At 72.0% G+C, this 25,302-nt stretch carries 19 protein-coding genes; 8 read left to right on the plus strand and 11 right to left on the minus strand.

Annotation, left to right across the window (positions count from 1 at the left end; genetic code table 11):
• Positions 1-7: 7 nt before the first annotated feature.
• Positions 8-484, minus strand: a complete 477-nt coding sequence (locus tag QF032_RS30005) for a roadblock/LC7 domain-containing protein (RefSeq protein WP_306948549.1) — start codon at positions 482-484, stop codon at positions 8-10.
• Positions 481-3,606 (minus strand): ATP-binding protein, encoded by a 3,126-nt coding sequence (locus QF032_RS30010; RefSeq protein ID WP_307058205.1) that lies wholly within the window; start codon positions 3,604-3,606, stop codon positions 481-483. Before QF032_RS30010 ends, QF032_RS30005 begins: the two co-directional genes overlap by 4 nt.
• Before the next feature lie 387 nt (positions 3,607-3,993).
• Between QF032_RS30010 and QF032_RS30015 the strand changes: the two genes are divergently transcribed.
• On the plus strand, positions 3,994-4,953 hold the full coding sequence (locus QF032_RS30015) for an ABC transporter substrate-binding protein (protein ID WP_307058207.1): 960 nt from the start codon (positions 3,994-3,996) through the stop codon (positions 4,951-4,953).
• A gap of 40 nt (positions 4,954-4,993) precedes the next feature.
• Positions 4,994-6,964, plus strand: coding sequence for an aromatic amino acid lyase (locus QF032_RS30020; RefSeq protein WP_307058209.1), 1,971 nt, complete (start codon positions 4,994-4,996; stop codon positions 6,962-6,964).
• Between the two features lie 22 nt (positions 6,965-6,986).
• Here the strand turns inward: QF032_RS30020 and QF032_RS30025 are convergent, their stop codons facing one another.
• Positions 6,987-8,357 carry a glycoside hydrolase family 43 protein gene (locus tag QF032_RS30025; protein WP_307046784.1) on the minus strand — a complete coding sequence of 457 codons (1,371 nt, stop codon included), beginning with the start codon at positions 8,355-8,357 and terminating at the stop codon, positions 6,987-6,989.
• A 211-nt stretch (positions 8,358-8,568) separates the two neighbouring features.
• Here QF032_RS30025 and QF032_RS30030 point away from each other — a divergent pair, with 211 nt between their 5' ends.
• Complete coding sequence (locus QF032_RS30030; protein ID WP_307046786.1) at positions 8,569-8,985, plus strand: ankyrin repeat domain-containing protein; 417 nt, start codon at positions 8,569-8,571, stop codon at positions 8,983-8,985.
• A 105-nt stretch (positions 8,986-9,090) separates the two neighbouring features.
• Here QF032_RS30030 and QF032_RS30035 read toward each other — a convergent pair whose 3' ends face one another.
• From QF032_RS30035 to QF032_RS30065, 7 genes are all read right to left on the minus strand, one after another.
• Positions 9,091-9,696, minus strand: a complete 606-nt coding sequence (locus tag QF032_RS30035; protein WP_307046788.1) for a GTP-binding protein — start codon at positions 9,694-9,696, stop codon at positions 9,091-9,093.
• Entirely contained in the window at positions 9,683-10,039 is a 357-nt protein-coding gene (locus QF032_RS30040) for a DUF742 domain-containing protein (protein WP_307046789.1), read from the minus strand. The genes QF032_RS30035 and QF032_RS30040 overlap by 14 nt, the downstream gene beginning before the upstream one ends.
• A gap of 1 nt (position 10,040) precedes the next feature.
• Entirely contained in the window at positions 10,041-10,475 is a 435-nt protein-coding gene (locus QF032_RS30045; protein WP_206779589.1) for a roadblock/LC7 domain-containing protein, read from the minus strand.
• An 11-nt stretch (positions 10,476-10,486) separates the two neighbouring features.
• Positions 10,487-13,252 carry a sensor histidine kinase gene (locus QF032_RS30050; RefSeq protein WP_307058211.1) on the minus strand — a complete coding sequence of 922 codons (2,766 nt, stop codon included), beginning with the start codon at positions 13,250-13,252 and terminating at the stop codon, positions 10,487-10,489.
• A gap of 48 nt (positions 13,253-13,300) precedes the next feature.
• Positions 13,301-14,314, minus strand: coding sequence for a substrate-binding domain-containing protein (locus QF032_RS30055; protein ID WP_307046793.1), 1,014 nt, complete (start codon positions 14,312-14,314; stop codon positions 13,301-13,303).
• A 446-nt stretch (positions 14,315-14,760) separates the two neighbouring features.
• Complete coding sequence (locus tag QF032_RS30060) at positions 14,761-15,222, minus strand: DUF6114 domain-containing protein (protein ID WP_307046795.1); 462 nt, start codon at positions 15,220-15,222, stop codon at positions 14,761-14,763.
• Positions 15,222-15,887 (minus strand): DUF6230 family protein, encoded by a 666-nt coding sequence (locus QF032_RS30065; protein WP_107446221.1) that lies wholly within the window; start codon positions 15,885-15,887, stop codon positions 15,222-15,224. Before QF032_RS30065 ends, QF032_RS30060 begins: the two co-directional genes overlap by 1 nt.
• A gap of 684 nt (positions 15,888-16,571) precedes the next feature.
• Between QF032_RS30065 and QF032_RS30070 the strand changes: the two genes are divergently transcribed.
• Positions 16,572-17,213 carry a Tat pathway signal sequence domain protein gene (locus tag QF032_RS30070; protein WP_306948529.1) on the plus strand — a complete coding sequence of 214 codons (642 nt, stop codon included), beginning with the start codon at positions 16,572-16,574 and terminating at the stop codon, positions 17,211-17,213.
• Between the two features lie 40 nt (positions 17,214-17,253).
• Here the strand turns inward: QF032_RS30070 and QF032_RS30075 are convergent, their stop codons facing one another.
• Positions 17,254-18,192, minus strand: a complete 939-nt coding sequence (locus tag QF032_RS30075) for a lytic polysaccharide monooxygenase auxiliary activity family 9 protein (RefSeq protein ID WP_307058213.1) — start codon at positions 18,190-18,192, stop codon at positions 17,254-17,256.
• A gap of 382 nt (positions 18,193-18,574) precedes the next feature.
• On the opposite strand from QF032_RS30075, the gene QF032_RS30080 reads away from it, so the two are divergent.
• The 4 genes from QF032_RS30080 to cyc2 all read left to right on the plus strand — a co-directional run bounded on the left by QF032_RS30080 (position 18,575) and on the right by cyc2 (position 25,289).
• A complete protein-coding gene (locus QF032_RS30080; protein WP_307046799.1) occupies positions 18,575-20,389 on the plus strand; it encodes a S8 family peptidase in 1,815 nt (604 codons plus the stop codon).
• A 577-nt stretch (positions 20,390-20,966) separates the two neighbouring features.
• Positions 20,967-21,617 (plus strand): ScbR family autoregulator-binding transcription factor, encoded by a 651-nt coding sequence (locus QF032_RS30085; RefSeq protein ID WP_306948523.1) that lies wholly within the window; start codon positions 20,967-20,969, stop codon positions 21,615-21,617.
• Positions 21,618-21,727: 110 nt separating this feature from the next.
• On the plus strand, positions 21,728-22,960 hold the full coding sequence (locus QF032_RS30090) for a damage-control phosphatase ARMT1 family protein (protein ID WP_307058215.1): 1,233 nt from the start codon (positions 21,728-21,730) through the stop codon (positions 22,958-22,960).
• Positions 22,961-23,117: 157 nt separating this feature from the next.
• Positions 23,118-25,289: a germacradienol/geosmin synthase Cyc2 gene (gene cyc2 / locus QF032_RS30095; protein ID WP_307058216.1), complete on the plus strand. Its 2,172-nt coding sequence runs from the start codon at positions 23,118-23,120 to the stop codon at positions 25,287-25,289.
• Positions 25,290-25,302: the final 13 nt, after the last annotated feature.

Below are 25,302 nucleotides of genomic sequence, written 5' to 3' on the forward strand. Positions count from 1 at the left end.
CGCGCGGTCAGCGCGTACGTGTGGCGCCGACGCTGTTCTTCAGTTCCAGGACGAGCTGGGGGCTGAGCGCGCTGCCGGCGCGGTTGGCGAACACCGTCATCTCATAGGCGATGTTGCCCAGCTTGGCCTCCTTGTCGGTGACCACGCCGAGCACGGCGCCGCTGCCGATCGCGGAGACCAGCACGTGACCGCCCTCCAGATCGATGATGACCTTGTTCAGGCCGCCCAGGCCGTAGTTTCCGGAGGCGCCCGCGGCCAGGCTGGTGATGCCCGACACGATCGCGGCCAGCCGCTCGGAGTCGGCGTGCTCGCGCAGTTCCGACACGGCGATCAGCAGTCCGTCGGAGGACACCGCGATGGCGTCCACGACTCCTGCGGTCTCGGTGGCGAAACGGTTGAGCAGCCAGGTGAAGTCGGCTGCGGCGGCCCGCAGATCGGTCGGCGTGGCGTCTCCGGCGGGAGTCTCACCTGTCGACGTGCTCACTGCTCGGCTCCTTCCGGAAGGTGGTTCTGGTGGTGCGTGCGGTCCCGGCCCGACGAGTCGGACGTCGCTGTCCGGTCGGTCCGGTCGGTCAGGTCGGTCCGGTCGGGGTCACCGTCGGGACGGTGGTCGCGTCCGTGGTCGCTGCGGCCGTCGTCCCCGCGCGCGGTGCGGTGCGCGGCCGGGTCGGCGGGGCGCGGGTGTTCGCCGGTGTCGCGGTGGGCGCGGGCCACGGCGGCCTCGAACTCCTCCAGCGCACTGCGTACGGCGTCCGCGTCGGCGGGGCGGGCGGCCTGCCGCGCCGTCTGCTGCGCGGTGGTGTCGACGTCCGTGCGCAGCGTGGCGCCGCGCACACGACGCCGCAGGGGCCGGGCGGCGTCGGCCTCGCCGGCCGAGGCGGACGCGGGTGCGCCGGCGCCTCGCGGCGCACCGGGCGGCAGCCCTTCGGGCGGCGCGCTTTCGGAGCCCCCGGCGCCTTCGGTGGGGCCGAACGACGACGAGGCGGCGGCCCGACGGGCAGGCAGCGGGGACGATGCCGATGCCGATGTCGAAGCGGTCGAGGTCGAGGTCGATGGCGAAGCCGAACTCGGCTCGGGCGCGCGGGCCGCCGGAGTGGTTTCCGTGGTGCCGGGGGCCGGGCGTTCCGCCGACGGCGCGGGTGCCTGCGGCTCCGCCTCGGCGCGGGTGCGCGGTGTGCGCTCGGCGGTGCGGGGCGTGGGGATGCCCGGCGCGCCGACGCGGGTGGGCGGCTCGGCCTCGGGCGTGCGGGAGCGCACCGCGGCAGACGCGCCGCCGGCGGCTCCTCCCGGCTCGTACCCCGTGCCCGGCGTGGCGGCGGAGTCGGGGCGGGTCGTGCGGTCCCCGGCGGTGACGCCGGCGGGGCTGCCGGCCGGGGCGGGCAGGGACCCGGGTTCGCGGCCCGGCGGGGCGCCGCGGGAGTCGTCCGGCTGTGTCGCCGGGGCGGCCTCGCGCCGGGGGATCCGGCGGGGAAGCACGGTCGGGTCGTCCTCGCGCGCAGCCCAGGACGGGACGGAGGCGGACGGGGACGGGCCCGCCGCGGGAGCCGACGGAGTGGCGGTCCGTCCGGCGGAGGCGGGGGGCGCCGACGAACCCGGGGAGACGGACCCGACCCCCCGGCCGGCCTCGCTCATCGTCACCAGCAGTGCCGACGGGATCATCACCTCGGCCGTCACACCGCCGCCCGGGGTGCGGGTGAGGGTGACGTCGACGTCCCAGCGGCGGGCGAGGGCGCCGACCACGAACAGGCCGAGCACCTTCGTCGGCACGAGGTCGAGGCGCTCGCGGCGCACCAGACGCGCGTTCTCCTCGGCGAGGCGCTCCGCGCTCATGCCCAGGCCGTGGTCGGAGACGGTGACCGACGCGCCGTCGTCGTCGGAGCCGACCACCACCTCGACGGGGCTGTCCTCGGGTGAGAACGACACGGCGTTCTCCAGGAGTTCGGCGATCATCAGCGTCAGGTCGCCGATGATGTCGGGCTCCACGACGGCCTCGGTCGCGGCGCGCAGCCGGACCCGCTGGAAGCCCTCGATCTGACCCAGCGCGGCGCGTACGACGTTGGTGAGCGCGGTGGGGCCGGCGTCCAGGACGGTCTCGCGGATGCCGGCGAGCAGCATCAGACTGTCGGCGTTGCGGCGCAGCCGGACGGCGATGTGGTCGATGGAGTAGAGGCGCTCGAGCAGTGCGGGGTCGGTCTCCCCGCGCTCCACCGCGTCGATCAGCGCGAGTTGCCGGGTGGTCAGGTTGCTGACGCGGCGGCCGACGTTGCCGAACATCTCGGCGACGTTGCGCCGGCTCAGCACCTGGCGTTCCAGCAGTGCGGCCGCGGTGGTCTGGACGTTGTTGAAGGCCTCGGCGAGCTCACCGATCTCGTCGTCGGCGGTGACCGGCAGTTCGCGCAGCCGCGGGGAGCCGGCCTCCTCGGCGTCGTCGTCGGCGACACGGGCGAGTTCGCGGCCCGCGACGTCGGCGACCTCCTGCGCGGCCCCGGTCAGCGCCAGCACCGGACGGACCACGGAGCGGCGGACCAGGACGGAGAGGGTGATCCACAGGGCGAAGCAGAACAGTGCCAGGCTCAGCAGCAGGACCGCGCGCCACCGGGCGCTGGAGGCCGCGGCGTCGGCCCGGTCGGCGATCTGGTCGATGAGCGACGCCGTGATGGCGAGCCGGGACCCGGCCTGCGCGCTGTAGTCGGGGTAGCGGGCGAGGGCCGCCCGCAGCGCCGTCCGGATGTCGGCCTTGGACTCGGCCTGCAACGCGCTGGGGTCCACCGCCAGATCGGCGTAATGCCGGCTGATCGAGGCCTGCGAGGTGTTGTGCTCGATGCCGCTGAACTCGTCGGACTGCGCGGGGCTCGCGAACCGCTCGAACCGCGCGGCCTGGTAGGTGAACAGCTCGTAGGAGCCGACCGCGCCGGTGAACTCGATGAGCGCGTTGCTGTCACCGGTCCCCGCGGAGAACACGCCGGTCTCGTAGGCGCCGTGGGCGGCGTCCGCGCGCAGCAGCGAGTCGAGGAGGTTGCCGGTGAAGGTGGAGGCGAGCGCGGAGTCGTGCTCCAGGCCGAGGCCCTCGATGAGGCCGTCGGCGGCGCCCGAGTACGCGGGGTCGATGTTGTCGGCGGGCAGATAGCCCTGCGCGATGGTCTGCCGCAGCCCGGCCAGCCCCTGGACCTCCCTCAGGGCCTGGGCCTCGGTGTCCGGCAGCCGGTCGCCGAAGGCGTCGACGACCTTCCGCACCTGCTCGTCGACGGCGGCCTGGGTCTGCCGGTAGTTCTCGGCGGAGGGGGCGTCGACGCCGGTGGCCGCCTCGAACCGCACGGAGAGCAGGATCGCCTGCTGGTGCTCGGCCTGCAGCCGGGCGACGAGCTGGGCGACCTGCGTGCTGTCGCGGACCAGTCGGGCGGCGTTCTCCGCGCGGTCGGACTCCTGCACCAGGTCGACGACGAGGTACGTCAGCAGCAGGGCGATCACCGCCAGCGGGATGCCGACGAGCACGTTCAGCTTGCGCCGGAAGGGCCATCGGTCGGCGAAAGCCCGCAGGCCACGGGGCGCGGACGGCGATGCCGAGGACGTCGAGCCGGCGGGCGCGTCCACCTCTTTCGTGGACACCGGGCCTCCTTCAAGAGGGCGTTGCAGGCGTGCAACGGGGGCATGCGCGCTGGTCCGTCTGTGCTGTGCGCGCATGTGTCCGTCTGGCTGTGAACACGTGAGCGGCCCCCGTATACCGCTGTGGCTGACGCCGACTGCTGTGGCGAACGTCAACTACGGCGACACTATCGCCCATTCGAACGGGCGAGCACGGCGCCCCGCGTCAAGAATCCATCACGAAGGGAGATCTTCGAGGGGGCGCGGGAGAACGTTCGGTTCGCGCGGCGGTGATCGCGGATCGACGCCGATCGGTGACCCGGCTGCTCTTGACCGATCGAGAAGCGGGTGGATTGGATCAGAAGACAAGTATGTGAGTTCTCATCAACCCCCCAGCTCGGAACGGGAACCGTGACTTCCAACGCCCACAGCAGCAGGTCCCTGAGGAACCACCCCGGCGCGGCCGCCGTCGCCCTGGCCGCGATGACGGTCCTGCTGGCGGGATGTGGCTCCTCGTCCGGTGACACCGACGACCCGCTCGCCGGCGACAAGGCGGCAGGCGGCACGGTGGTCGTCGGCTCCAACAACTTCGCCGAGAGCATCCTGCTCGCCGACATCTACGGCGAGGCCCTGAAGGCCAAGGGCGTCAAGGTGGCGTACAAGCCCAACATCGGCAGCCGCGAGACCACGTACGGGCTGCTGAAGAACGGTTCCATCACCGTCCTGCCCGAGTACAACGGCTCCCTGCTGGCGTACCTGGACAAGGACGCCGCCCAGACCTCGCTCGCGACCGTGAACGCCGCGGTGAAGACGAAGCTCGACTCCAAGCTGACGCTGCTGGAGTCGTCGCCCGCCGAGAACAAGGACTCCGTCACGATCAACGCGGAGACCGCGAAGAAGTACAACCTCACCTCGGCGTCCACGCTCGCCGACCTCAAGGACGCCGCCCCCGACCTGGTTCTCGGCGGTTCGCCCGAGTTCCAGACCAGGCAGCAGGGCATGGTCGGTCTCGAGTCGGTGTACGGGCTGAAGTTCAAGAACTTCAAGGCGCTCGACGCGGGCGGTCCGCTGACCCAGGCGGCGCTGAAGAAGAACACCGTGCAGGCCGCGGACATCTTCACCGCGGACCCGACCATCACCAAGGAGAAGTTCGTCGTCCTTCAGGACCCGAAGAACCTCTTCGGATTCGCGAACGTGACGCCTCTCGTCTACAAGAGCGGCCTCTCCCAGGAGGGCATCGACGCGCTCAACGCCGTCTCCGCCAAGCTCGACACGAAGGCGCTGCTGGACCTGGACTCCCAGGTGCAGCTGGAGAGCAAGGACCCGCTGGACGTCGCCAAGGCCTGGCTGAAGTCCGCGGGCCTGGACTGAGCCCGGCCCCGCCCGTCCGAACCCCCGACGCACCGAACCGTTGGACACGCCGGCAGACGGAACGGCCCGGGTCGCCCCGCACCACGAGGGCGCCCGGGTCGTCCTGAACGGAAACGCCCTCACCGTCGCAGAGCTGATCGCGCTCGCCGACGGTGCGGCCGTGCCCGTGGTGGCCCCCGAGGCCCGTGAGCGGGCCGTACGCTCCTGGCGGACGGCCCGGCGGCTCGCCGCCTCCGGGCGGCTGTACGGCCGCGGCACCGGCGTGGGCGCGCAGCGCTCCGTGACGGTCGACGAGGACGACGAGGTCGCGCACGGACTGCGCCTGCTGCGCAGCCACGCCGGCGGGGCGGGCGACCTGCTGCCCGGCCGTCAGGTCCGGGCGATGCTCGCGATCCGCGCCAACCAACTCCTCGCCGGCGGCTCCGGCATCCAACCGGCCTTCGTCGACGCCCTCACCGAGGCCCTGCGGCTCCGCGTCCACCCGGCCGTCAGTGAATACGGCGGTGTCGGCACCGGAGACCTGACGGCGCTGGCCCAGACGGGGCTCACCCTCCTCGGAGAACGGCCGTGGGCCGGCGAGGGGCCGGCCGGCACGACCGATCGGCCCGCGGTGCCTGAACCGCCTGAGGGGTCCGCGCTGCCTGCCGCGCTCGCGGAGTCCGCCGCGCCTGTCGTGGCGATCGCTTCGGGCGAAGCGGACCGGGGTGCGGCTGCCGCCGGCGCCGGGGACGCGGGGGCGACCGCGGAGCCGGCCGGCCGTACGTCTGTCGCCGTGGACGCCTCCACCCCTACCGGCGGATCGACCGGGACCGGCGCATCCGCCGGAACTGCCGTTCCCGCCACTACCGGCGCACCTACCGCTACCGCTGCCGGCGCACCCGCCCGGACTGCCGTCCCCGCCGGGCCCCGCTCCCGTGTCGGGCCCGGTGCCGGGCCCGTCGACGGTGCTCAGCTCGCCATCGTCCCCGTCGCGTTGCCCGCCCCGCCGTCGGAACCTGCCGCCCTGCCCGATCGCACTCCCGTCGCCTCCGCGCCGGGCCTTCCCCTCGCGCCGCTTCCCGGCCGCTTCCCGGTGCCCGTCGTCCTGCAGGCCGGGGACGCTCTCGCGCTGCTCAGCAGCAACGCCCTGGCGTTGGCGCAGGCGGCGCTGGCGCAGGGTGAGGTCGGGATGCTGTTGCGGGCCACGCACGCCGTCGCCGCGCTCTCGCTCGTCGCGGTGTCCGGGTCGCCGGAGGCGTACGCGGCGCCGGTGCACGCGCTGCGGCCCTATCCCGGTGCCGCCCACGCGGCAGGCGAGATACGGCGGCTGCTCGGACTGCCCGGCCGTCCGCCGCCCCACCCGGGCAGCCGGGTCCAGGACCCCTTCGGCTTCCGTGCCTTCCCCCAGGTGCACGGCTGCGCCCTGGACGCCTGCGAACGACTGCGCGAGGTCGTCGAGGTGGAGATCAACTGCCCGTCGGAGAATCCCCTCATGGATCCCGACGGCGCGGCGGCCTACCACCACGGCGGGTTCTTCGCCGCCCCGCTGGGCCTCGCTCTGGACGCGGCCGGACTCGCTCTGTTGCAGACCGCACAGCTCTCCGCAGCCCGCCTGACCGCGCTCGGCGACCCCGGGTTGACCGGACTGCCCGCCTTCCTCGGCGGCGGGCCCGCGAGCAGCTCGGGTGCGATGATCCTCGAGTACACCGCCAACTCGGCGCTCGCGGAGCTGCGTTCCTGTGCGATGCCCGCCTCGGCGGGGCACGCCGTCCTGTCGCGGGGCCTGGAGGAGGCCGCCAGCTTCGCCGGTCAGGCCGCCCGCCAGGCCCTGCGCGCGGCGCACGCCTATGCCGTCGTCGTCGCCTGTGAACTCGTGGCGTCGGTACGGGCGTTGCGGATGCTGCCGGGGTCGCCGCCGGTCGCCGCCTTCGCCGTGGCGGCGGCCGCCCTGCCCGCGGGCACGGACGACCGCCCTTTGACCGACGACGTGACGGCGGCCGTCGAACTGCTGCCGCTCCTCGCGCGGTTGTGAGGCCGTCGCCGCAGCGGCCGCCTCAGTACCCCACGTAGAACGTCGCGTCCTGCTTCTCCGTCGCCGTCGATATGGGATCGATGCGCAGGACGTAGTTCGCGTGCCGGATGTACCGGGTGGGGTTGTTGTACGAGCGGAACGACGACCAGCCGGCGTCCGCCAGTCCCGCCGTCCGGTAGAACGTCGCGTCCCCGGCGAACGTCGACGTGCCGTCGTTCACGTCGAGTTGGAGCGCGTAGTTGTAGTGCCGCAGGTAGCGGGTCGGGAAGTTCACGGAACGGAAGGAGACTCCGGAGCTGTCCGCGAGGCCCGGCACCAGGGTCCACTGCGAGTCCTTGTACGGCTCGACGGGGTACTCGTCGATCCGGCCGGCGTAGTTGGAGTGGCGCACGTAACGGGCGGGGAAGTTGTAGGACTTCAGGCGGTTCCAGGCCGGGGCGCCCCACTTGGCCACGAGGTTGTCGTACTGGGTCGACGTGATCGTCGTGATGCCGCAGTGCTTGGAGTTGACCGGCTGGGTGTAGGCCTTCTGGTCCAGCGCGGTCCAGGTGCCGGCCGACAGGTCGGTGGACTGCCAGGCGTAGAAGACGCCGTTGGGGGTGTAGGTGTCGCCCCACAGGTACCAGGTGCCGGACGTCAGGGACTTGACCAGCGTCGGGGCCTCCGTGCCGCCGTGGGAGACGGCGGTGCTGAAGGGCGTGAAGCTGCCGGGGTTCAGCGAGGTGGACCTGGCGCCGAGCAGGGTGCCGTTCTTCTTGAAGTAGAGGTAGTTGACGCCGTTCACGCCGACGGCCATGTCGCCGTCGATCACGTCGTAGCCGGGGTCGAAGAAGACCTGGGGGGCCGAGACGGTGACGAAGTCGGTCGTGTAGTTGACCATGATGACGTTGTGGCCGCTGCTGTTGACGGCGGAGTAGATCAGCGCGTACTGGCCGCGGCCCGCGTCCCAGAAGGCCTCGGGCGCCCAGCTGTGGGTGTTCATGTCGTGCAGCTTCAGCCGGTGGTATCCGGTGAAGGTGCGCAGGTCGGTGGAGTTCCAGACGTGGACGTACTGGCTGACGTAGTTCCAGTCCGTCCCCTTGAGGTCGGTGGCGAGCACGACGAAGGTGCCGTCCTGCTTGCGCAGGATGAACGGGTCGCGCAGGCCGAGCGCGCCCTCGGTGGGGGTGACCACGGGGTTGTTCTGGTTCAGCGGCATCCAGCGCAGCCCGTCCGTGCTCACGGCCAGATGCAGGCCGTAGTCGGTGCCGTCGCCGAGATTCGTCGACTCGGTGAAATAGGCCATCACGTACGCGGAGTCGGCCGCGCGGGCGGACGGGACGCCGAGAGTGAGGGCCAGGGGGACGGAGGCGGCCGCGCCGAGGAAGAGGCGGCGGGACGGGTTGGGGGTCATGTGCGCTCCAGGGGGATGCAGCGAGGTGCCCGAATACAACCAGCCGGTTCGATATTTCGAACCAGGTTCGGCAAGTCGGTCAGAAGGTAGGGGCGCAAGGGGCGCACGTCAATCACTGGGACACGCTTGGCGGTTTTCCGCCGCTTTCCTGTGTGACGCTCATGAGAAATGCCGGCGACGACCGCACCGCCCCGGACTAGGGTCGGCACCCGTGAACAGGAGACGGCGGAAGAAGCTGGCGGAGCGTCTGGTCGGCGCGGCGAGGTTCGGGGACGGGAAGGGCGTCGACCGGTTGCTCGGAACCGGCGCCGACCCGGCGGCGGCCGATGCCGAGGGGACGACTCCGTTGTACGCGGCCTGCGTTCAGGGTGAAGCCGGCACGGCGCGCAGACTCCTCGAGGCCGGAGCGCCGCCCGACGCCGAGAGCGCCGGCCTCGGGGCCGAGGGAACTCCCCTGTGTGCGGCGGCCTGTTGGGGCCACGTCGAGACCGTCCGCGTCCTCCTTGCCCATGGCGCCGACCCCGACCTCCGCGAGGACCACGGCACGGGCATGACGCCCCTCGAGTGGGCGGCCGCGGGGCCCCACCCGCGGACGATCGCCGTACTGCGCGAGGCCGGAGCCCACTGAGCGCGGTGAGCCCACTGAGCCGAGGGGTGTCGATGCGTGTCGAGGGGCGCCGACGGGCGTCGAGGGCGGTGAGCCCGTCGGGGGCGCTGCCGTGGCCGGGAGGCCTCAACCCCGCCGGGTCCCGGCGGTGACATCGTCGATCAGGTGGTCGATCAGCGCGATCAGCACCTCCCGGCACGACTCCCGCTCGCGTGCGTCGCAGAGCAGCACCGGAACGTGCGCCGGCAGCGCCAGCGACTCCCTGATGTCCTCGGTGGGGTAGGGGTGCAGCCCATGGAAACCGTTCACCGCGATGACGAACGGGATGCCCCGGCGTTCGAAGAAGTCGACGGCGGCGAAACTGCACTCGGGCCGGCGCACGTCGATGAGGACCACCGCCCCGAGCGCACCGATCGCCAGGTCGTTCCACATGAACCAGAACCGTTGCTGGCCCGGCGTGCCGAAGAGGTACAGCACCAGGTCGTCGCCGATGGTGATGCGCCCGAAGTCGAGGGCCACGGTGGTGGACCGCTTGGCCTCGATGCCCTTCAGATCGTCGACGTCCAGGCCGGCGACCGTGAGCGGCTCCTCCGTGCGCAGCGGCACGATCTCACTGACCGCCCCGACCATGGTGGTCTTGCCGACGCCGAAGCCGCCGGCGACGAGGATCTTCACGGTGTCGGGCGCCGCCGCCGGCCCGGTGGCGGGAGCGGCGCTGTCAGATCCGGCCAAGGCCGTCCCTCACTTTCTGCAGCAGGTCCAGGTCCGCGGAACCGGTGACCGAGCGCGGCGGCCGGGCCGTGATCAGGCCGGCCTCCAGCAGGTCGCAGAGCATGATGACGACCACGCTCACCGGCAGGTCGAGATGGGCCGCGAGCTCCGCCACCGCGACGGGCCGGGCGCACAGCCGCAGGATCCGGGCGTACTCCGGCTGCGGCCGCGCCACCCGGGAGGGCGGCGGGTGCACCGCCGTCACCGTCGTGATGAGCGTGAAGTCGGCGCGGCTGGGCCGGGTCCGTCCACCGGTCAGGGCGAACGGTCTGACCAGCCGGCCCGCTTCGTCGCCTCCGCTCACCTCACCCGCCGTGGGTGCGCACGGCGGGACCGACGTGGGCCCGCGGCGCCGCGCTGAGGTGCTCGCCGATCTTCTTCACCAGCATGTTCATCTGGTACGCCACCACACCGACGTCCGCGTTCTTGCCGGCCAGCACGACGAGATGGGCGCCCGGACCGGCCGAGGTCAGGATCAGATAGGTGTGCGCCATCTCGATGAGGGCCTGGCGCACCGGGCCGCCCCGGAAGTCCATGCTGACGCCCTTGCTGAGACTCATCAGCCCGGACGCCGTCGCCGCCAGCCGCTCGGCGTCCTCGCGCAGGAAACCGGTGGACTTGCTGACCACCAGTCCGTCCTCGGAGAGGACCACGGCCTGGTTGACGTCGGCGACGCGGTCCACGAGACCGGTGAGCAACTGGTCGAGCTGGGTGTTCGTGCCGGGGAGGGAGGGTGTCATGGCGGTGTCCTTCATGAGCGGTCGGCGGGCGGGGTCGGGGTCTTGGCGGCGCCCGCGGCGGTGACCGGCGGGCCGGGGGCCTCCTCGGCGGTCGTCTCCTGCGGGTCGGACGGCGGCTCTTCGGCGTCGGCGTGTGCCCGCAGCGTGCCGCGCTGGAATCCGGCGAGGGACGACGCGGCGCGCTCGGCGGTGAAGTCGTCCAGGACCCGGTCGTCCTCGACGGTGTCGGCGGACGACGCGTCCTCGCGGAGCTCGTCGGCGAGGCTGGTCTGCGGGACCCGGCGTGGCAGCGGGGTGAGGCCGCCGGGGCGGGAGCCGGTCCCCGCGGGTACGCCGACCGCGCGGGCGGACGGCTCGTGCGCCGTGGCGGAGGTGTCGCGGACCGGGAGGGGAGGCGGGGCCCCGCCTTCGGGCCGGCCGTCGTCCCGGCCTCCGTCCCGGGCCCGGGCCGAGGCCGGGGCGTTGCGGTCCCGGCCCGGGCCGTGGCCGTCCCGCTCCCGCTCCGGGGCCCGGCCGCGGTCCCGGCCGGGAACGGGGGCGGGGGACGCGTCCTCGTCGGGCCGGGGACGGCTGTGCCCGTTCTCCCGGCCGGGCATGCTCCGCGCCCCGAGGAGGGACTCGCCCACCGCGTGAGGGGACCGCGCCGGCTCCTCGCCGACGGCTTCCCGCGCGTCGTCGTGCCCCTCCCGCGGCGGGTCCGGCACGCCCTGCGCCGGGGGCGGGACGGCGGCCGCTCCCCGGCCGGCGCCGGCCTCCGTCTCCGCTTCGGCCGCCGCCTCCGCCACGGGTCCGGCGGGCGTCGCCGAGCGGGAGATCCCGACAGCCGGGTGCTCGGCGTCCGGGGACTCAGGGACCACCACCTCGTGCGGCAGCAGCACGATCGCGGTGGTGCCGCCGTACGGCGAGGAGCGCAGGGTCACGCCGATGCCGTGCCGGGTCGCCAGCCGGGCGATCACGAACATGCCCAGTCGCAGGTCGTCGGCGAGCGCCACCACGTCGAACTGGGGAGGGACCGCCAGCTGCGCGTTGAACGAGGCGTAGTCCTCCTCGGACATACCGAGGCCGCGGTCCTCGACCTCGATCGCGAGCCCCCTGGCGACCAGCGTGGCCCGCACCCCGACCGGGCCGGGCGCCGGCGAGTAGGAGGTCGCGTTGTCGATGAGTTCGGCGAGCAGATGGATCACGTCCGCCACGGCGGGCGGCGCGATGCACACCTCCTCCTCCGTGTGCACCTCCACCCGCCGGTACTCGGCGACCTCCCCGACGGCGCTGCGCAGGATGTCGGTCAGCGCCACCGGCTCCGACCAGCTGCGCCCGGGCCGGCCGCCGCTGATGATGACGAGGTTCTCCTCGTAGCGGCGCAACTGGCTTGCCGTGGAGTCCAGTTCGTACAGACCGGCGAGGACGTCCGGGTCCTGGTGCCGGCGTTCCAGCGCGTCGAGCTTGCTGAGCTGGAGGTTGACCAGGTTCTGGCTCTGCCGGGCTATGCCGAGGATGACCTTCTCGAAGCCGCGCCGGGTGTCAGCGAGTTCCACCGCGGTGAGCACGGCGGTGCGCTGGGCCGTGTTGAACGCCTTGGCCACCTGGCCGAGTTCGTCACCGCCGTAGTCCAGTGGCGGGGTCTCCGCGTCCACGTCGACGGTCTCCCCGCGGTCCAGCCGTGCCACCACGTCCGGCAGCCGCTCGTGCGCCAGGCTCAGCGTGGCCATCCGCAGTCCGCGCAGCCGCCGGGACAGCGAGCGGGTGATCCGCCACGACATGCCGACGCACAGCAACAGGGCCACGAGGCCGCCGGCGCTCAGCGAGGCGGCCGTGAGGAGCAGTCCGCGCGCTTCGTCCGCGCTGCGCTGCAGCAGCTGCGCGGTCTGCTGCCGGATCAGCCTCTCGTACGCGTCGGAGACGTCGATGAGGGCGGCGCGCCACTCCTTCTGCACGTCCGGCAGCGCGATCTCGCCGTTCTCACCCTGCTTCGCCCGGGCCGCGAGCACCTTGTTCTCGACGGTTTCCAGGGTCTGCCACTGGTAACTCGTCAGGATCTCCTCGGTCTGCGCCTTCGCGGCGCCGGTCAGCGAGGGGACGATCTGGTCCTGCACCAGCCAGCGGCGGCTGTTCACCAACTGCGCGAACTCGGCCCACGCCTTGTCGTCCATCCGGCGCGAGGGCCCGGCCAGCGTCAGCTTCAGGTCCTCCTCGGAGACCAGCTCGGCCGCGTGCTCGAGGGCGACGAGCGGTCCGGCCTGCGAGGTGAGGTCGCCGTCGTCGACCTGGGACAGCTCCTGGAAGGCGTGGATCTGGTCGTCGATGATCGAGGTGTACTGGTCCAGTGCCTGCGCGGAGGTGATGTCGACCGGGGCGTCCACCTGACCACGGTAGTACTCGAGGCTGCTCACGGAGGCGACGACCGAGTAAAGCCGGTCCCGGACGCGGGCCGGCGCCCGCTGGATGTCGTCCGCGTGGGCGACCAGTTTGGCGACCGCCGCGTCCGTCTTCGCACGCTGGGCCTCCAGCGCGGGCCGGGAACCCGCGGGCCGCGAGGCCAGCCAGACCGCCGACAGGCTGCGTTCCCGCTGCAGGGCGAGCGTCGCCTCGGTGCCCATGGCGCCGGTGGAGCGGCTCAGTTCGGTCTGCTCGCGCAGCCGCAGTCCCTCCGAGAACATCTGCGTCGTCGTCACACCCCACATGGCGGCCAGGGTGACGCTGGGCACCAGCGCGAGAAGGAACAGTGAGAGACGTATGGAGCCGAGACGGCGGCGCCGGGCACCTGTCCGTGGAGACATAGTCGTCCTAGGGCGATCAGCGGGGGAGGGGGCGGTCGAAGACGGGGGTCAGCGGGTTCCGGCGGCGGCCAGGCGGGCGACGTCGGAGACGTTGGTCTTCGTGACGAAGGCCGGGCCGGTCAGCACGGGCGCGACACCGCCGCCGCTGACGTTGCCGTTGGTCTTGTGGAGCCACAGCGCGTCCACGGCCAGGTACCCCTGCAGGTAGGGCTGCTGGTCCACGGCGAACTGCACGCGGCCGTCGCGGACGGCGGCGACCAGGTCCTTGTCGAGGTCGAAGGTGGCGACCTCGGCCTTGCTGTCGGCCTTGGCGGCCGCCTGCACCGCGGCGAGCGCGAACTGCGCGCCGAGGGTGATGACTTCGTCGATGTCGGGGTCCTGCCGCAGCCGGGTCGTCAACGCGGCGGTCATGGCGTCCATGTCCGTCCCGTCGACGTAGAGCATCCGGGTCTCACCGTCGAAGGACTTCTTCACACCCGCGCAGCGCGCCTCGAGCGCGACGTTTCCCTGTTCGTGGATGACGCACAGGGCGTGTCTCGCCCGCAGGGCGTCGAGCTTGTCGCCGACGGCGCGGCCCGCCACGCTCTCGTCCTGGCCGAAGTACTCCAGGATCCCCAGCGAACGCCAGGCGTCGATACCGGAGTTGAAGCCGACGACGGGTATGCCCGCCGCCTTGGCCTCGGCCACCGGACTCCTCATGGCCTGCGGCTTGGCCAGGGTCACCGCGATGCCGTCGACGTGGTCGCGGATCGCGTCCCGCACCAGTTCGGCCTGCCCGGCGGGGTCGGAGTCGCTGGTGTAGGTCAGATCGATGTCGTCCTTGGCGGCCGCCGCCTGCGCGCCCTTGCGCACCAGTTCCCAGAAGGGATCCTTCTCGGCGCCGTGGGTGACCAGGGCGACCTTGATCCGGCCGCCCGCGCCGGCCGCCCCGTCCGCGTCCGCGCCGGACGACGCGGCGCCGGTGCAGCCGGCGAGCAGGAGGCAGCAGGCCGCGGCGAAGGCGGCCAGACGCAGGGATCCGCGGGGACACGGAACGGCGGGAGCGGGGACGGGAGTGTTCATGGGGGGCTGCACCTCGCTGTGCGGCAGAGCAGGAGGACGGGGCGAGCGCCGCCGGAACCCAGGGGGTGTGCACCGGCGGAGGACATGCGCTGGCTCGGAGCCAACCGTGTGTGACCACTGGTAGTCAAGTGAGCACCCACCAGGTGTGAGGAGACGCTGCCGCATTGTGATCCGGAACGCGGTGAACAGGGGCGTCCGGGCATAAGTGCGCTGGTGGGTTGACCGTTGGTCAGCCCAGGCGGAATCCGTTCGCCCGTGCTGTCGCCCCCTCGGCCCGCACGTCGCGCACCCCCTGAGGGGCGTTGCCCGCCGCGCTGCGGAGCGGGCCGCCGCCTTCCAGGGTGAGCAGGCCTCTGCCCGGGGCCGGCGCACGACCGGCGGGGCCGGAGGCGGCCCGCTGTGCGCAGGTCGTCCCGGCCCCGCCGGTGAGGTGAGGTGGGTCGTCGTCAGGCGTGCTTGCCCACGTCGGGCAGCGGTCCGCTCTTCAGGAACGACTCCGTCGTCGACGGCCCCTGGTTCCCCTCGCGCCGCTTGCGGCGGCTCACGCGAGGCTCCTGGTCGGGCAGCCAGCCGAAGGCCACCGAACTGCCCACGACGCCCAGCAGCAGGCCCACGACGAAGCCGCCGATGTTGGAGGTGAGCCAGGTGCCCAGGGAGAGCAGGATGGCGATGATCGAGTAGAACAGCCGCTGAGTCGGGTTGAACAGGATCAGCAGGCCGCAGAGCACCATCAGGGTCGGCAGGAGGTAACCTGCCAGACCCTGCATGCCGACGTGCAGGATGACCGGAAGCGGTGCCTTCATGGTCACCAGGATCTCGGCGCCGCCCAGGACGAGCATCAGGCCGCCCGCGAAGGGGCGTTGGCCTCTCCACCTGCGGAAGCGGTCCCGCCACTGGGTGAAGGTCATTACTTGCAGCCCTCGCTGGAGAAGCTCATCTTCAGTCCGGGGAGCTTGAAGACGGCGGCGGTGGCCGCGTAGTTGTGCTGGTACAGGTTCTTGATGACGACCGTGTCGGCCTGCTGGCCGTAGACGCCGGCGGGGCCCTGGATCGGGACCTTGTCGAAGGTGCTCGAGTCGCGGCCGATCTCGATGTTGTTGAACTCGGCGTCGCCGGAGATCTCGTCCGAGTCGATCGCCAGGTTCTTCACGCTGACCGGGGTGGACCCGCCGCCCGCCTTGAGCACGAGCTGGATGCCGCCGAGGTCGACGCTCTGGCACATGTTGGTGATCTTGCCGTTCTTGACGACCGAGGTGACGACCAGGACCTGGCCGCCGGTGTCGCCCTGGTTGGGGCTGTTCTCGATCATGTTGTCGAGTCCGCCGAACTGCGCGAAACCCTCACCGTCGAGCCGGTCGGCGGTCACCACGAACGGCATCCCGGAGATCGCGAACTGCACGCCCAGGGCGCCCTGGGCGGTGAGGACCGCGAGCCCCGCGGCGACGAAGGTGGCGGGCACCGCCATGACGGCGGCCCGGCGCAGCCGGACCCGGCCGCGTCTCTCTGCGGAACCGCTTTCGGGGTTCTCGGGGGTGTTGTCGGCGGACGAACTGACGTCCGGGGACGAGGCCATTTCTGCTCCCATGCGCTAAGTCGTGCGGGTTGGGCTTCAGCGGCACGTTGTCCTGGCGCGGACAGCGGCTGCTGCGCACATGTCCTCGCAACTCCCGGAAGCCGCAAGGGCTTTCTCGTTACGCAGCAGTAGCCTGCGAGGAAGTTACCGATGGTTACACCCGCGGGTCAAGGGAGATGTGGAAAAAGAGTGTTCATTATGTGCCATCCCTCGACCGGTGGATCGCCGGGGGCTTTCCCATATATCTGCTGGGGCATCAACTTTGCTTCCTGGTCTTGACGTTGACTAACCATCAGGTCTACAACTGCCCTGGCTCAGCCCGGATCCGTGGCGCCGGATCCGCAGCGCGACGACCTCGTTCGCGCTCCCGGACTCATTCAGCCAGTACGGGCCCTCGGTCCCGCGCTCGATCCCTTCATGGCCGCCGGCCAGGCCGCTTCCCCCAGTGGCCCATGACCGGCGGCCCTCTCCCGCCCGGCCCGTGCGGAGTCACTCACCAGTGACCTCCGGCACGGTCACCGGCCGCCTGCCGTTGCCGGTCCGTCACGTACGGAGAAGGCGTCACGGGCCGGCAGCGGTGGACGCCTCCCGGCGTCCCCCACGTCGCCACCAGCGACACGCCGGTTCACACCACCCACCGAGCAACCCCCCCCGTACACCCCCACTTCCGAAAGAGGCACTCCAATGCGCACCCGCTCCCGCTCCCTCCTCGCCCTCGCCGGAACCGTCGCCGCGCTCTCCCTCACGGCCGTCACCCCGGCCTCCGCCGCGGGCGCCGTGCTGTCGACGCCGGCCGGCGACGTCGCCGTCGGCGACGTCCTCAACGCCTCCCTGGCCAGCGGCACCAACGCCACCCTCTACTCCAGCGCGACCGGCACCAGCGGCCTGTCCTGCGCGGCGTCCGGGTTCACCGCGACCGTCACCGACAACCCCACCGCGCCCGGCACCGCCACCGAGTCGCTCAGCGCGCACACGTTCGGCAGCTGCACCACCAACGTGTTCGGCGTGCTCGGCGTCACCAGCATCACGGTCAACGCGCTGCCCTACACCAGCAGCGTGGCCTCCGACGGCTCCGTCACCGTGACCCCGGCGTCCGGTTCCGTCATCCAGACCACGGTCGTGCTGCGCACCCTGCTCGGCAGCATCAACTGCGTCTACCAGGCGCCCAGCCTGTCCGGCACGGCGAGCAACACCGACAACAGCATCTCCTTCGTCAACCAGCAGTTCACCAAGTCGTCCGGCTCGTCGCTCTGTTTCGCCAACGGTTTCTTCACCGCGAAGTACGCCCCGGTGACCGACGGGGGCCAGGCCGTCACCGTCAACTGACGAACTGACGGGGACCACTGAACGCCGTGCGACCCGAGTCTCAGCGCCGACGCAGGCGCACGGTCAGGGCGGCGCCGCCGGTGAGCAACAGCACCGTGGCGGCGCCGCCCGCCAACATGGGCGCGGACGGCCCTGAGCCACCCGTGTCCGCGGCCACCGGGGTGCTCTCCGGCGCCGCGGCGGCCTGCGCCGGGGAGACTCCGCTGACGGGCGACGCCGACGGGCCGGCGGAGGCCGGGGCCGTCGTCGGACTCGGAGTCGGGGACGCCGAGCGCGGCGCCGGAGCGGCGGACGCCCTGGCCGCCGGCGTGCTCTGAGCCTTTTCCTCCGTAACCGTTTGCGGGAACACCACGTCCGAGCACGAGTAGTACGTGTCGGGCGTACTGCTGTTCTGCCAGATCGTGTACAGCACCTGACGTCCCGTCCGGTCGGCGGGCAGCTTCGCCGTGAAACGGTAGGCGCCGTTGCGCAGCGCCGGGTTCCTCACCTCCGCGAACGGCCGCTCGGGCAGATCGGACCAGGTGAGCGGTTTCGACGGGTCGTACCCCGGCTTGGTCAGATACAGCCTGAAGGTGCCCTCGTGCGCGATCGTCGAGGCGTACGTCATCCGCAGCGTGCCCCCCGGCGTCAGCCGCGTGGACGGCCAGTCGGCACGCGCCAGGTCGAGCCCCCGGTAGGCGGCCAGACCGCCGCTGCACAACTTCCCGTCAGGGACGGTCTGCCGGTCGCGGCCGTTCACGTCGGCCACGCGCAGGTTGTCCCAGGCGGCGAAGGACGTGCCGCCCGCTCTGACGGCGGCCCGGCAGGCCGCCGAACCGGCGTCGGCGCCGCCCTCGGGCGAACAGGCGTACACCCGGCTGACCGGGTCGGTCGGCGCGCCGTGCGCCTGGGCCGGGCCGGCGGCCCACAGGCCCAGCAGGAGCGGCCCGGCGACGGCGGTGGCCAGCGCTGCGGTGCGGTGTGCGGTCGTGCGGGGCATCGGGGACGTCTCCTCGGCCGGCGCGGAACGGTCTGCCGTCAGTACGCGCACGCGGCCGCCGGCGTTCAACCCGCCCGCGCAGGGCCCCATCGGCCGGTGCCACCGCGCCAAATCGGTCGATCACCGGCCGTTCGCGCGGGGCGCGGGGGAGCGGTCGGCCGGGTCGAGGGTTTCCCCTGTATCCGCATGACTGTTCCTTTGCCTATCGTTCGTTCACAGCCGAACTACAGGTGATCCCGAGCGGATCGGCTCCCCGCGCCAGGCCGGCCTTCTGCGCTGCTCTTCGACACACCCCCCGCCGATTCACCCCCGCCGCTTCGACGCCGAAGCGAATCGCCCGCCGCTCCGCCCTGTCCGGAGCCGGCCACCGAAAGGCACGCTCTTGCGCACCTCACCTGCCTTGAGACGGAAGCTCATATCCGTCGCCGCGGTCTCCGCGGCCCTGCTCACCGCCGCCTCGACCGCCTCGGCCGTCGCCGTCCAGGACTCCGCTTCCGCGGCCTCCGACGTCCCCGCGGCGCAGACCGAGGCCGCTCCCGGCGCCCCCGCCGAGCGTCTCATCGTCGGTTACAAGTCCGGCGTCGCCGAGGCCACGTCGAACCCGGCCGCCGAGGCCGACGCCGCCGCCAAGGGCAAGGAAGCCGGCGAGGACGTCGACTTCCAGCGCCGCCTCGGCACCGGCGCCGCCCTGGTCGACCTGGGCGAGGACCTCACGAAGACGGACGTCGCCGACGTCGTCGCCCGCTACAAGGCCGACCCGCAGGTCGCCTACGTGGTCCCGGACCGCCTGAACAAGCCCCAGGCCGTCGACCCGAACGACACCGAGTACACCAAGCAGTGGGACCTCTTCGAGTCCACCGCCGGCATGAACGTGCCCGGCGCCTGGGACACTTCGACGGGCTCCGGCGTCACCGTCGCCGTCATCGACACCGGTTACGTCGCCCACTCCGACCTCGCCGCGAACATCGTCGGCGGCTACGACTTCGTCTCCGACACCGCCGTCTCCGTCGACGGCGACGGCCGCGACTCCAACCCGGCCGACCCGGGCGACTGGTACAACGCCAACGAGTGCGGCGCGGGCATCCCCGCCAGCACCTCCTCCTGGCACGGCACGCACGTGGCCGGCACCATCGCCGCCGTCGCGAACAACGGCAAGGGTGTCGCGGGCATCGCGTACGGCGCCAAGATCTCCCCGCTGCGGGTGCTCGGCAAGTGCGGCGGCTACGACTCCGACATCATCGACGCCATCACCTGGGCGTCCGGCGGAGCCGTTTCCGGTGTTCCCGCCAACTCCAACGTCGCCAAGGTCATCAACATGAGCCTCGGCGGAGACGGAGCCTGCTCCTCGGCGACCCAGAGCGCCATCACCGGAGCCGTGAACCGCGGCACCACCGTCGTCGTGGCCGCGGGCAACGAGAGCGACAACGTCGCGAACCACAACCCGGGCAACTGCAACAACGTCATCTCGGTCGCCGCGACCAACCGCAGCGGGGCGAAGGCGTCCTACTCCAACTTCGGCTCCCTCGTGGACATCTCGGCGCCCGGCGGTCAGACCAGCACCGGCACCGCGAACGGCATCCTCTCCACGCTGAACTCCGGCACGAAGACGCCGTCGAGCGAGTCGTACGCCTACTACCAGGGCACCAGCATGGCCACCCCGCACATCGCGGGCCTGGTCGCGCTCATGAAGTCGGCGAACCCCGCGCTGACCCCGGCGCAGATCGAGACGGCCATCAAGAACAACGCCCGTGCCCTGCCGGGCGCCTGCTCCGGAGGCTGCGGCGCGGGTCTGGCCGACGCGGCCAAGACGGTGCAGGCGGTGAGCGGCTCCGGCGGCGGCTCCACGGGGGGCACCGTCTTCTCCAGCACGAGCGCGCTCTCGATCCCGGACAACGGCTCCGCCGTCGAGTCCTCGATCGCGGTCACCGGTCGCACGGGCAACGCGCCGTCCGCCCTCCAGGTCGGCGTCGACATCACCCACACCTACCGCGGTGACCTGGTGATCGACCTCGTCGCGCCCGACGGCACGGCCTACCGGCTGAAGGCGGCGAGCTCCTCCGACTCGGCGGACAACGTCGTGACCACCTACACGGTGAACGCGTCCGGCGAGACCGCCAACGGCACGTGGAAGCTGCGCGTGCAGGACACGGCCGCCCAGGACACGGGCAAGCTCAACAGCTGGAAGCTCACCTTCTAGGGGCGACTTCCGCAGTCGCCGCGGGCGACGAACGAGCGGGCGGGGCGGGCCGGCCGGTGTGAGAGACACCGGCCGGCCCGCCCCGCTGTCTGTTTCCCAGTCGCTTTCCGTCTCCGCCCCGCTGTCCGCTTCCGCCCGGTGTGTGCTTCCGTAACGCTTTCTGTTGCCGCGGAGCTGTCCTTAGCCGCCCGCGTCTCCCGCTCCACCATCGGTTTCCGGCCTGTTGCCGGCAACGGGTGCACGCCCGATGATGCGGGTACGTCTCCCCGGCGGACGACCTCGAAAGGGCGGTGACACGTGTCGCCTCCCGCTGTCACTTGACGGTCGGCGTGAAACAGCGTCAGAAACCGCGCAGCCCGTCTTTTTTGATCGTCTTCGCGACCGTGCCTCCAGTGTGTCCGCTGTGGCAGGCTGTTCCCTGGAAGGCCCTTTGTCACAGGGCAAGTGGGGGACGCGCAGGGGGAGTCGACGGCGCGCTCCGGTCCTGCCGGCTCACTCGCAGGGTGAGCTATGGTGTACACGGGGTAAGAAAAAACGGCATGACCCGTTCTTTACCGGCCTGGGAGAGTACCAGTCGATGGCGAGGCAGTTACGCGCCGAACAGACCCGCACGACGATCATCACGGCTGCCGCCGACCTGTTCGACCGGCACGGCTACGAGTCGACCAGCCTGAGCGACATCGTCGCGCACGCCCATGTCACCAAAGGAGCCCTCTACTTCCACTTCGCGGCGAAGGAGGACCTGGCGCACGCCATCATGGAGCTGCAGTCCAGGGCCGCCCGCCGGATCGCCGGCGAGATCGACGAGCGAGGCGGCACCTCCCTCGAAGCCCTGATGCGTCTGACGTTCGGCCTGACACGGCTCTCCGTCGAAGGGCCGATCGCCCGGGCCGGCCTGCGCCTGGCCACCGGCGGAGTCGCGGTCCGGCCCCCGCTGCCGCACCCGTTCACGGAGTTGCTGGACCTGATCTCCCGCCGCCTCGGCGGCGCGGTGAAGGAGTCCGACATCCACGCCGACGTCGACCTCGACGCCGTCGCCCACTCGCTGGTCTGCTTCTTCGTCGGCACCCGCGTCGTCGGCCGTTCCCGCGAACCCACCGGCCGGCTGCCCCGCCGGATGGCCGAGATGTGGCACGTCCTCATCCGAGGGCTGGTGCCGGTACCTCGTCGTCCGCGCTATGTGAGCCTCGCCGCCCGACTCGAGCGGGAGACCATGGCGGCCGTGTGAGGGCCGTCGCCGCAGTGGGAGGGGCGACGGCGGGTGATCGCGGGCCGCCGGACGCGGCGGGGGATGCGGCCGGCGGGTGCGGTGCACGGCTCCGCGATACGGTGAACCGCATGCCCCACGCCGCCGCCCCGCCCGTGATCCTCGGCAATGAGCCGGGCTCGTTCCCCCGCAGTGTCCTGGCCGAACGGCATCCGGCGATCATCCGACAGGTGCGGGAGGCCTTCCCCTACGGCCCCGACCACCACCGGGGCCTGGACGCGCTGCTGGCCGCCTGCGCCGACGGCGTGATCGACCCGCTGCCCGCCGACGCGCACGACCGCGACAGGTGGCGCGTCTGGGGCCTCGACGCGCACACGGGCAGTTCCTGGTTCGACGTGCCGTGGCTGTGGTCGGAGAGTTACTTCTACCGCCGACTCCTCGAAGCCGTCGGCTACTTCGGGCCCGGGCCCTGGCGGGGCATCGACCCGTTCCGTCCGTTCAAGCTGGCCGAGCTCGAAGCGCCCGAGACCGACGAGGAACTGGCCGCGCTCGACGCCCTCGAGGGCCGCCCGGTCGAGGAACAGGACCGCGCCCTGCTGCACGGTTCCCTCTGGGGCAACCGGGCCGACCTCGGCTTCCGGCTCTCCGACGCCGGGGCCGAGCAACGTGCCGCCGTGCCGGGGCTGGTCGCCGACGACAGCGAACGGCTCTGGGAGCTCCTGCCGCAGGCCGACGCGGACAGCGGCAGCGACACAGGCAGCGGTTCCGGTACCGGCACCGGCACCGGCACCGGCACCGTGTGCCTCGTCGCCGACAACGCCGGACGTGAACTGGTGCCCGACCTGCTCCTGGCCGCCCACCTGCTCGCACACCGGCGGTGCGGTCGGGTCGTCCTGCACGTCAAGCCGTACCCGTACTACGTCTCCGACGCCACGACCGCCGACGTCGTCGACGCGGTGCGGAAGCTGTCGGGGGCGCGGGGAGCGGCCGGCGGCCGCGGCCGCCGGCTGTGGCAGGCCATGGCGGACGGCACGCTCACGGTCCGCGCGCACCCGTTCTCCGCCGCCCCGCTGCCCTACGAGCGGATGCCGGACGACCTGCGGGCCGAGTTCGCCTCGGCCACGCTGACGATCGTGAAGGGCGACCTCAACTACCGCCGGCTGGTGGGCGACAGCCGCTGGGCGCCCACCACCGCCTTCGCCGACGTCACCGCGTACTTCCCCGGCCCGGTCGCGGCGCTGCGCACACTGAAGTCCGACGTGATCACCGGCCTCGACGCCGGTACGGAGGCAGCCCTGGTCGCGGCCGAGGGCCAGCGCTGGCGCACCGGCGGCACGCACGCGCTGATCCAAGTGCGGGAGTGAGCTGCCGGACGCTCCCGAGGAACGGCCGCCCGCGCGCGGGGCGGGCACGGCGCAGGCCGGCCCCCCTCGCGTTGCCCGCTTCGCGCCGATTCACGCGATGGTGTGATGATCCGTCCCTCGACGGATGGCCGCTCGGGCCCCCGGGTAGGGCCCGGCCATGACGCAACCGTTCGAACTCCCGCACTTCTACCTGCCGCACCCCGCGCGGCTGAACCCGAACGTCGCCGACGCACGGGCGCACTCCACGCAGTGGGCGCGGGACATGGGCATGCTGGAGGGATCCGGGATCTGGGAACAGGCCGATCTGGAGGCGCACGACTACGGCCTGCTCTGCGCCTACACCCACCCCGACTGCGACGGGCCCGCGCTGTCGCTGATCACCGACTGGTACGTGTGGGTGTTCTTCTTCGACGACCACTTCCTCGACATGTTCAAGCGCACCCCGGACCGCGCGGCGGGCAAGGCCCATCTGGACCGGCTCCCGCTGTTCATGCCGCTGGACCTGTCGACGCCGGTTCCCGAGCCGCGCAACCCGGTGGAGGCCGGGCTGAAGGACCTGTGGACGCGCACGGTGCCGGCCATGTCGCGGGACTGGCGCAGGCGTTTCGCCGTGGCCACGGAACACCTCCTCAACGAGTCCATGTGGGAGCTGTCCAACATCGACGAGGGGCGCATCGCCAACCCCGTCGAGTACATCGAGATGCGCCGCAAGGTGGGCGGCGCGCCCTGGTCGGCGGGGCTGGTGGAGTACGCCACCGCCGAGGTTCCCGCAGCCGTCGCGGGAACCAGGCCGCTCAGGGTGCTGATGGAGACCTTCTCGGACGCCGTGCACCTGCGCAACGACCTGTTCTCCTACCAGCGCGAGGTCGAGGACGAGGGCGAGAACAGCAACGGCGTGCTCGTCCTGGAGACGTTCTTCGGCTGCACCACCCAGGAGGCCGCCGACACCGTCAACGACATCCTCACCTCCCGGCTCCACCAGTTCGAGCACACCGCGCTCACCGAAGTCCCCGCGCTCGCCCTGGACAAGGGCCTCCGGCCGGACGAGGTGGCCGCCGTCGCCGCCTACACCAAGGGCCTGCAGGACTGGCAGTCCGGCGGCCACGAATGGCACACGCGCTCCAGCCGCTACATGAACGAGGGCGCCTCGTCCCGGGCCCCCTGGCAGAAACTGACCGGCCCCGGCACCTCGGCCGCCGACGTCGGCGCGCTGCTGGCCTCCGCCGCCGCCGAACGCCTGCGCGCCTGCACGCACGTGCCGTTCCAGAAGGTCGGCCCCTCGCGACTGCCCGACTTCACCATGCCGTTCGCGGTCGGGATCAGCCCGCACCTGGAGGGCTGCCGGCCGCGGCTGCTGGCGTGGACGCACCGGATGGGCATGCTGGCGGAGGGCGTCTGGGACGAGGACAGGCTCGCCTCCTGCGACCTCGCCCTGTGCTCGGCCGGCCTCGACCCGGACGCCACCGCGCAGGCGCTCGACCTCAGCGCCCAGTGGCTCGCCTGGGGCACCTACGGCGACGACTACTACCCGCTCGTCTTCGGCAACCGCCGTGATCTCGCGGCCGCCCGCCTCACCACGGCCCGCCTGTCGGCCTGCATGACCCTCGACGGCGAGCCCGCCCCGGTCGTCCCCGTCGACGCGATGGAACGCGGTCTGATCGACCTCTGGACGCGCACCACCCGCGACATGAGCCCGGACCAGCGGCGCACCCTGCGCGACGCGGTCGACGCCATGACCGAGAGCTGGGTGTGGGAGCTGTCCAACCAGCTCCAGAACCGCGTTCCCGACCCGGTCGACTATCTGGAGATGCGCCGCGCCACCTTCGGCTCCGAGCTCACCCTGAGCCTGTGCCGCATGGGCCGGGGCCCCGCCGTCCCGCCGGAGGTCTACCGCAGCGGGGTCGTGCGCGCGCTGGAGAACGCGGCGATGGACTACGCGTGCCTCACCAACGACGTCTTCTCCTACCAGAAGGAGATCGAGTACGAGGGCGAGGTGCACAACGCGATCCTCGTCGTGCAGAACTTCTTCGGCTGCGACTACCCGACCGCACTCGGCGTCGTCCACGACCTCATGACCCGGCGCATGGAGCAGTTCGAGCACATCGTCGCGCACGAACTGCCCGTCCTCTGCGACGACTTCGGCCTCTCGTCCGAAGCCCGTGCGGCGATGGGGGACTACGTGGCCGACCTGCAGAACTGGCTGGCGGGCATCCTGAACTGGCACCGCGAGGTCGACCGGTACAAGGCCGGATACCTGGCCCGCCGCACCCACGGCTTCCTGCCCGGCCTCGTGCCGCCCTCGCCGCTCCCGCAGTTCTCGCTCTCCTGACCCACCGCCGGGC

Origin of the sequence: Streptomyces achromogenes (genome assembly GCF_030816715.1) — a bacterium.
Lineage (GTDB): Bacteria > Actinomycetota > Actinomycetes > Streptomycetales > Streptomycetaceae > Streptomyces > Streptomyces achromogenes_A.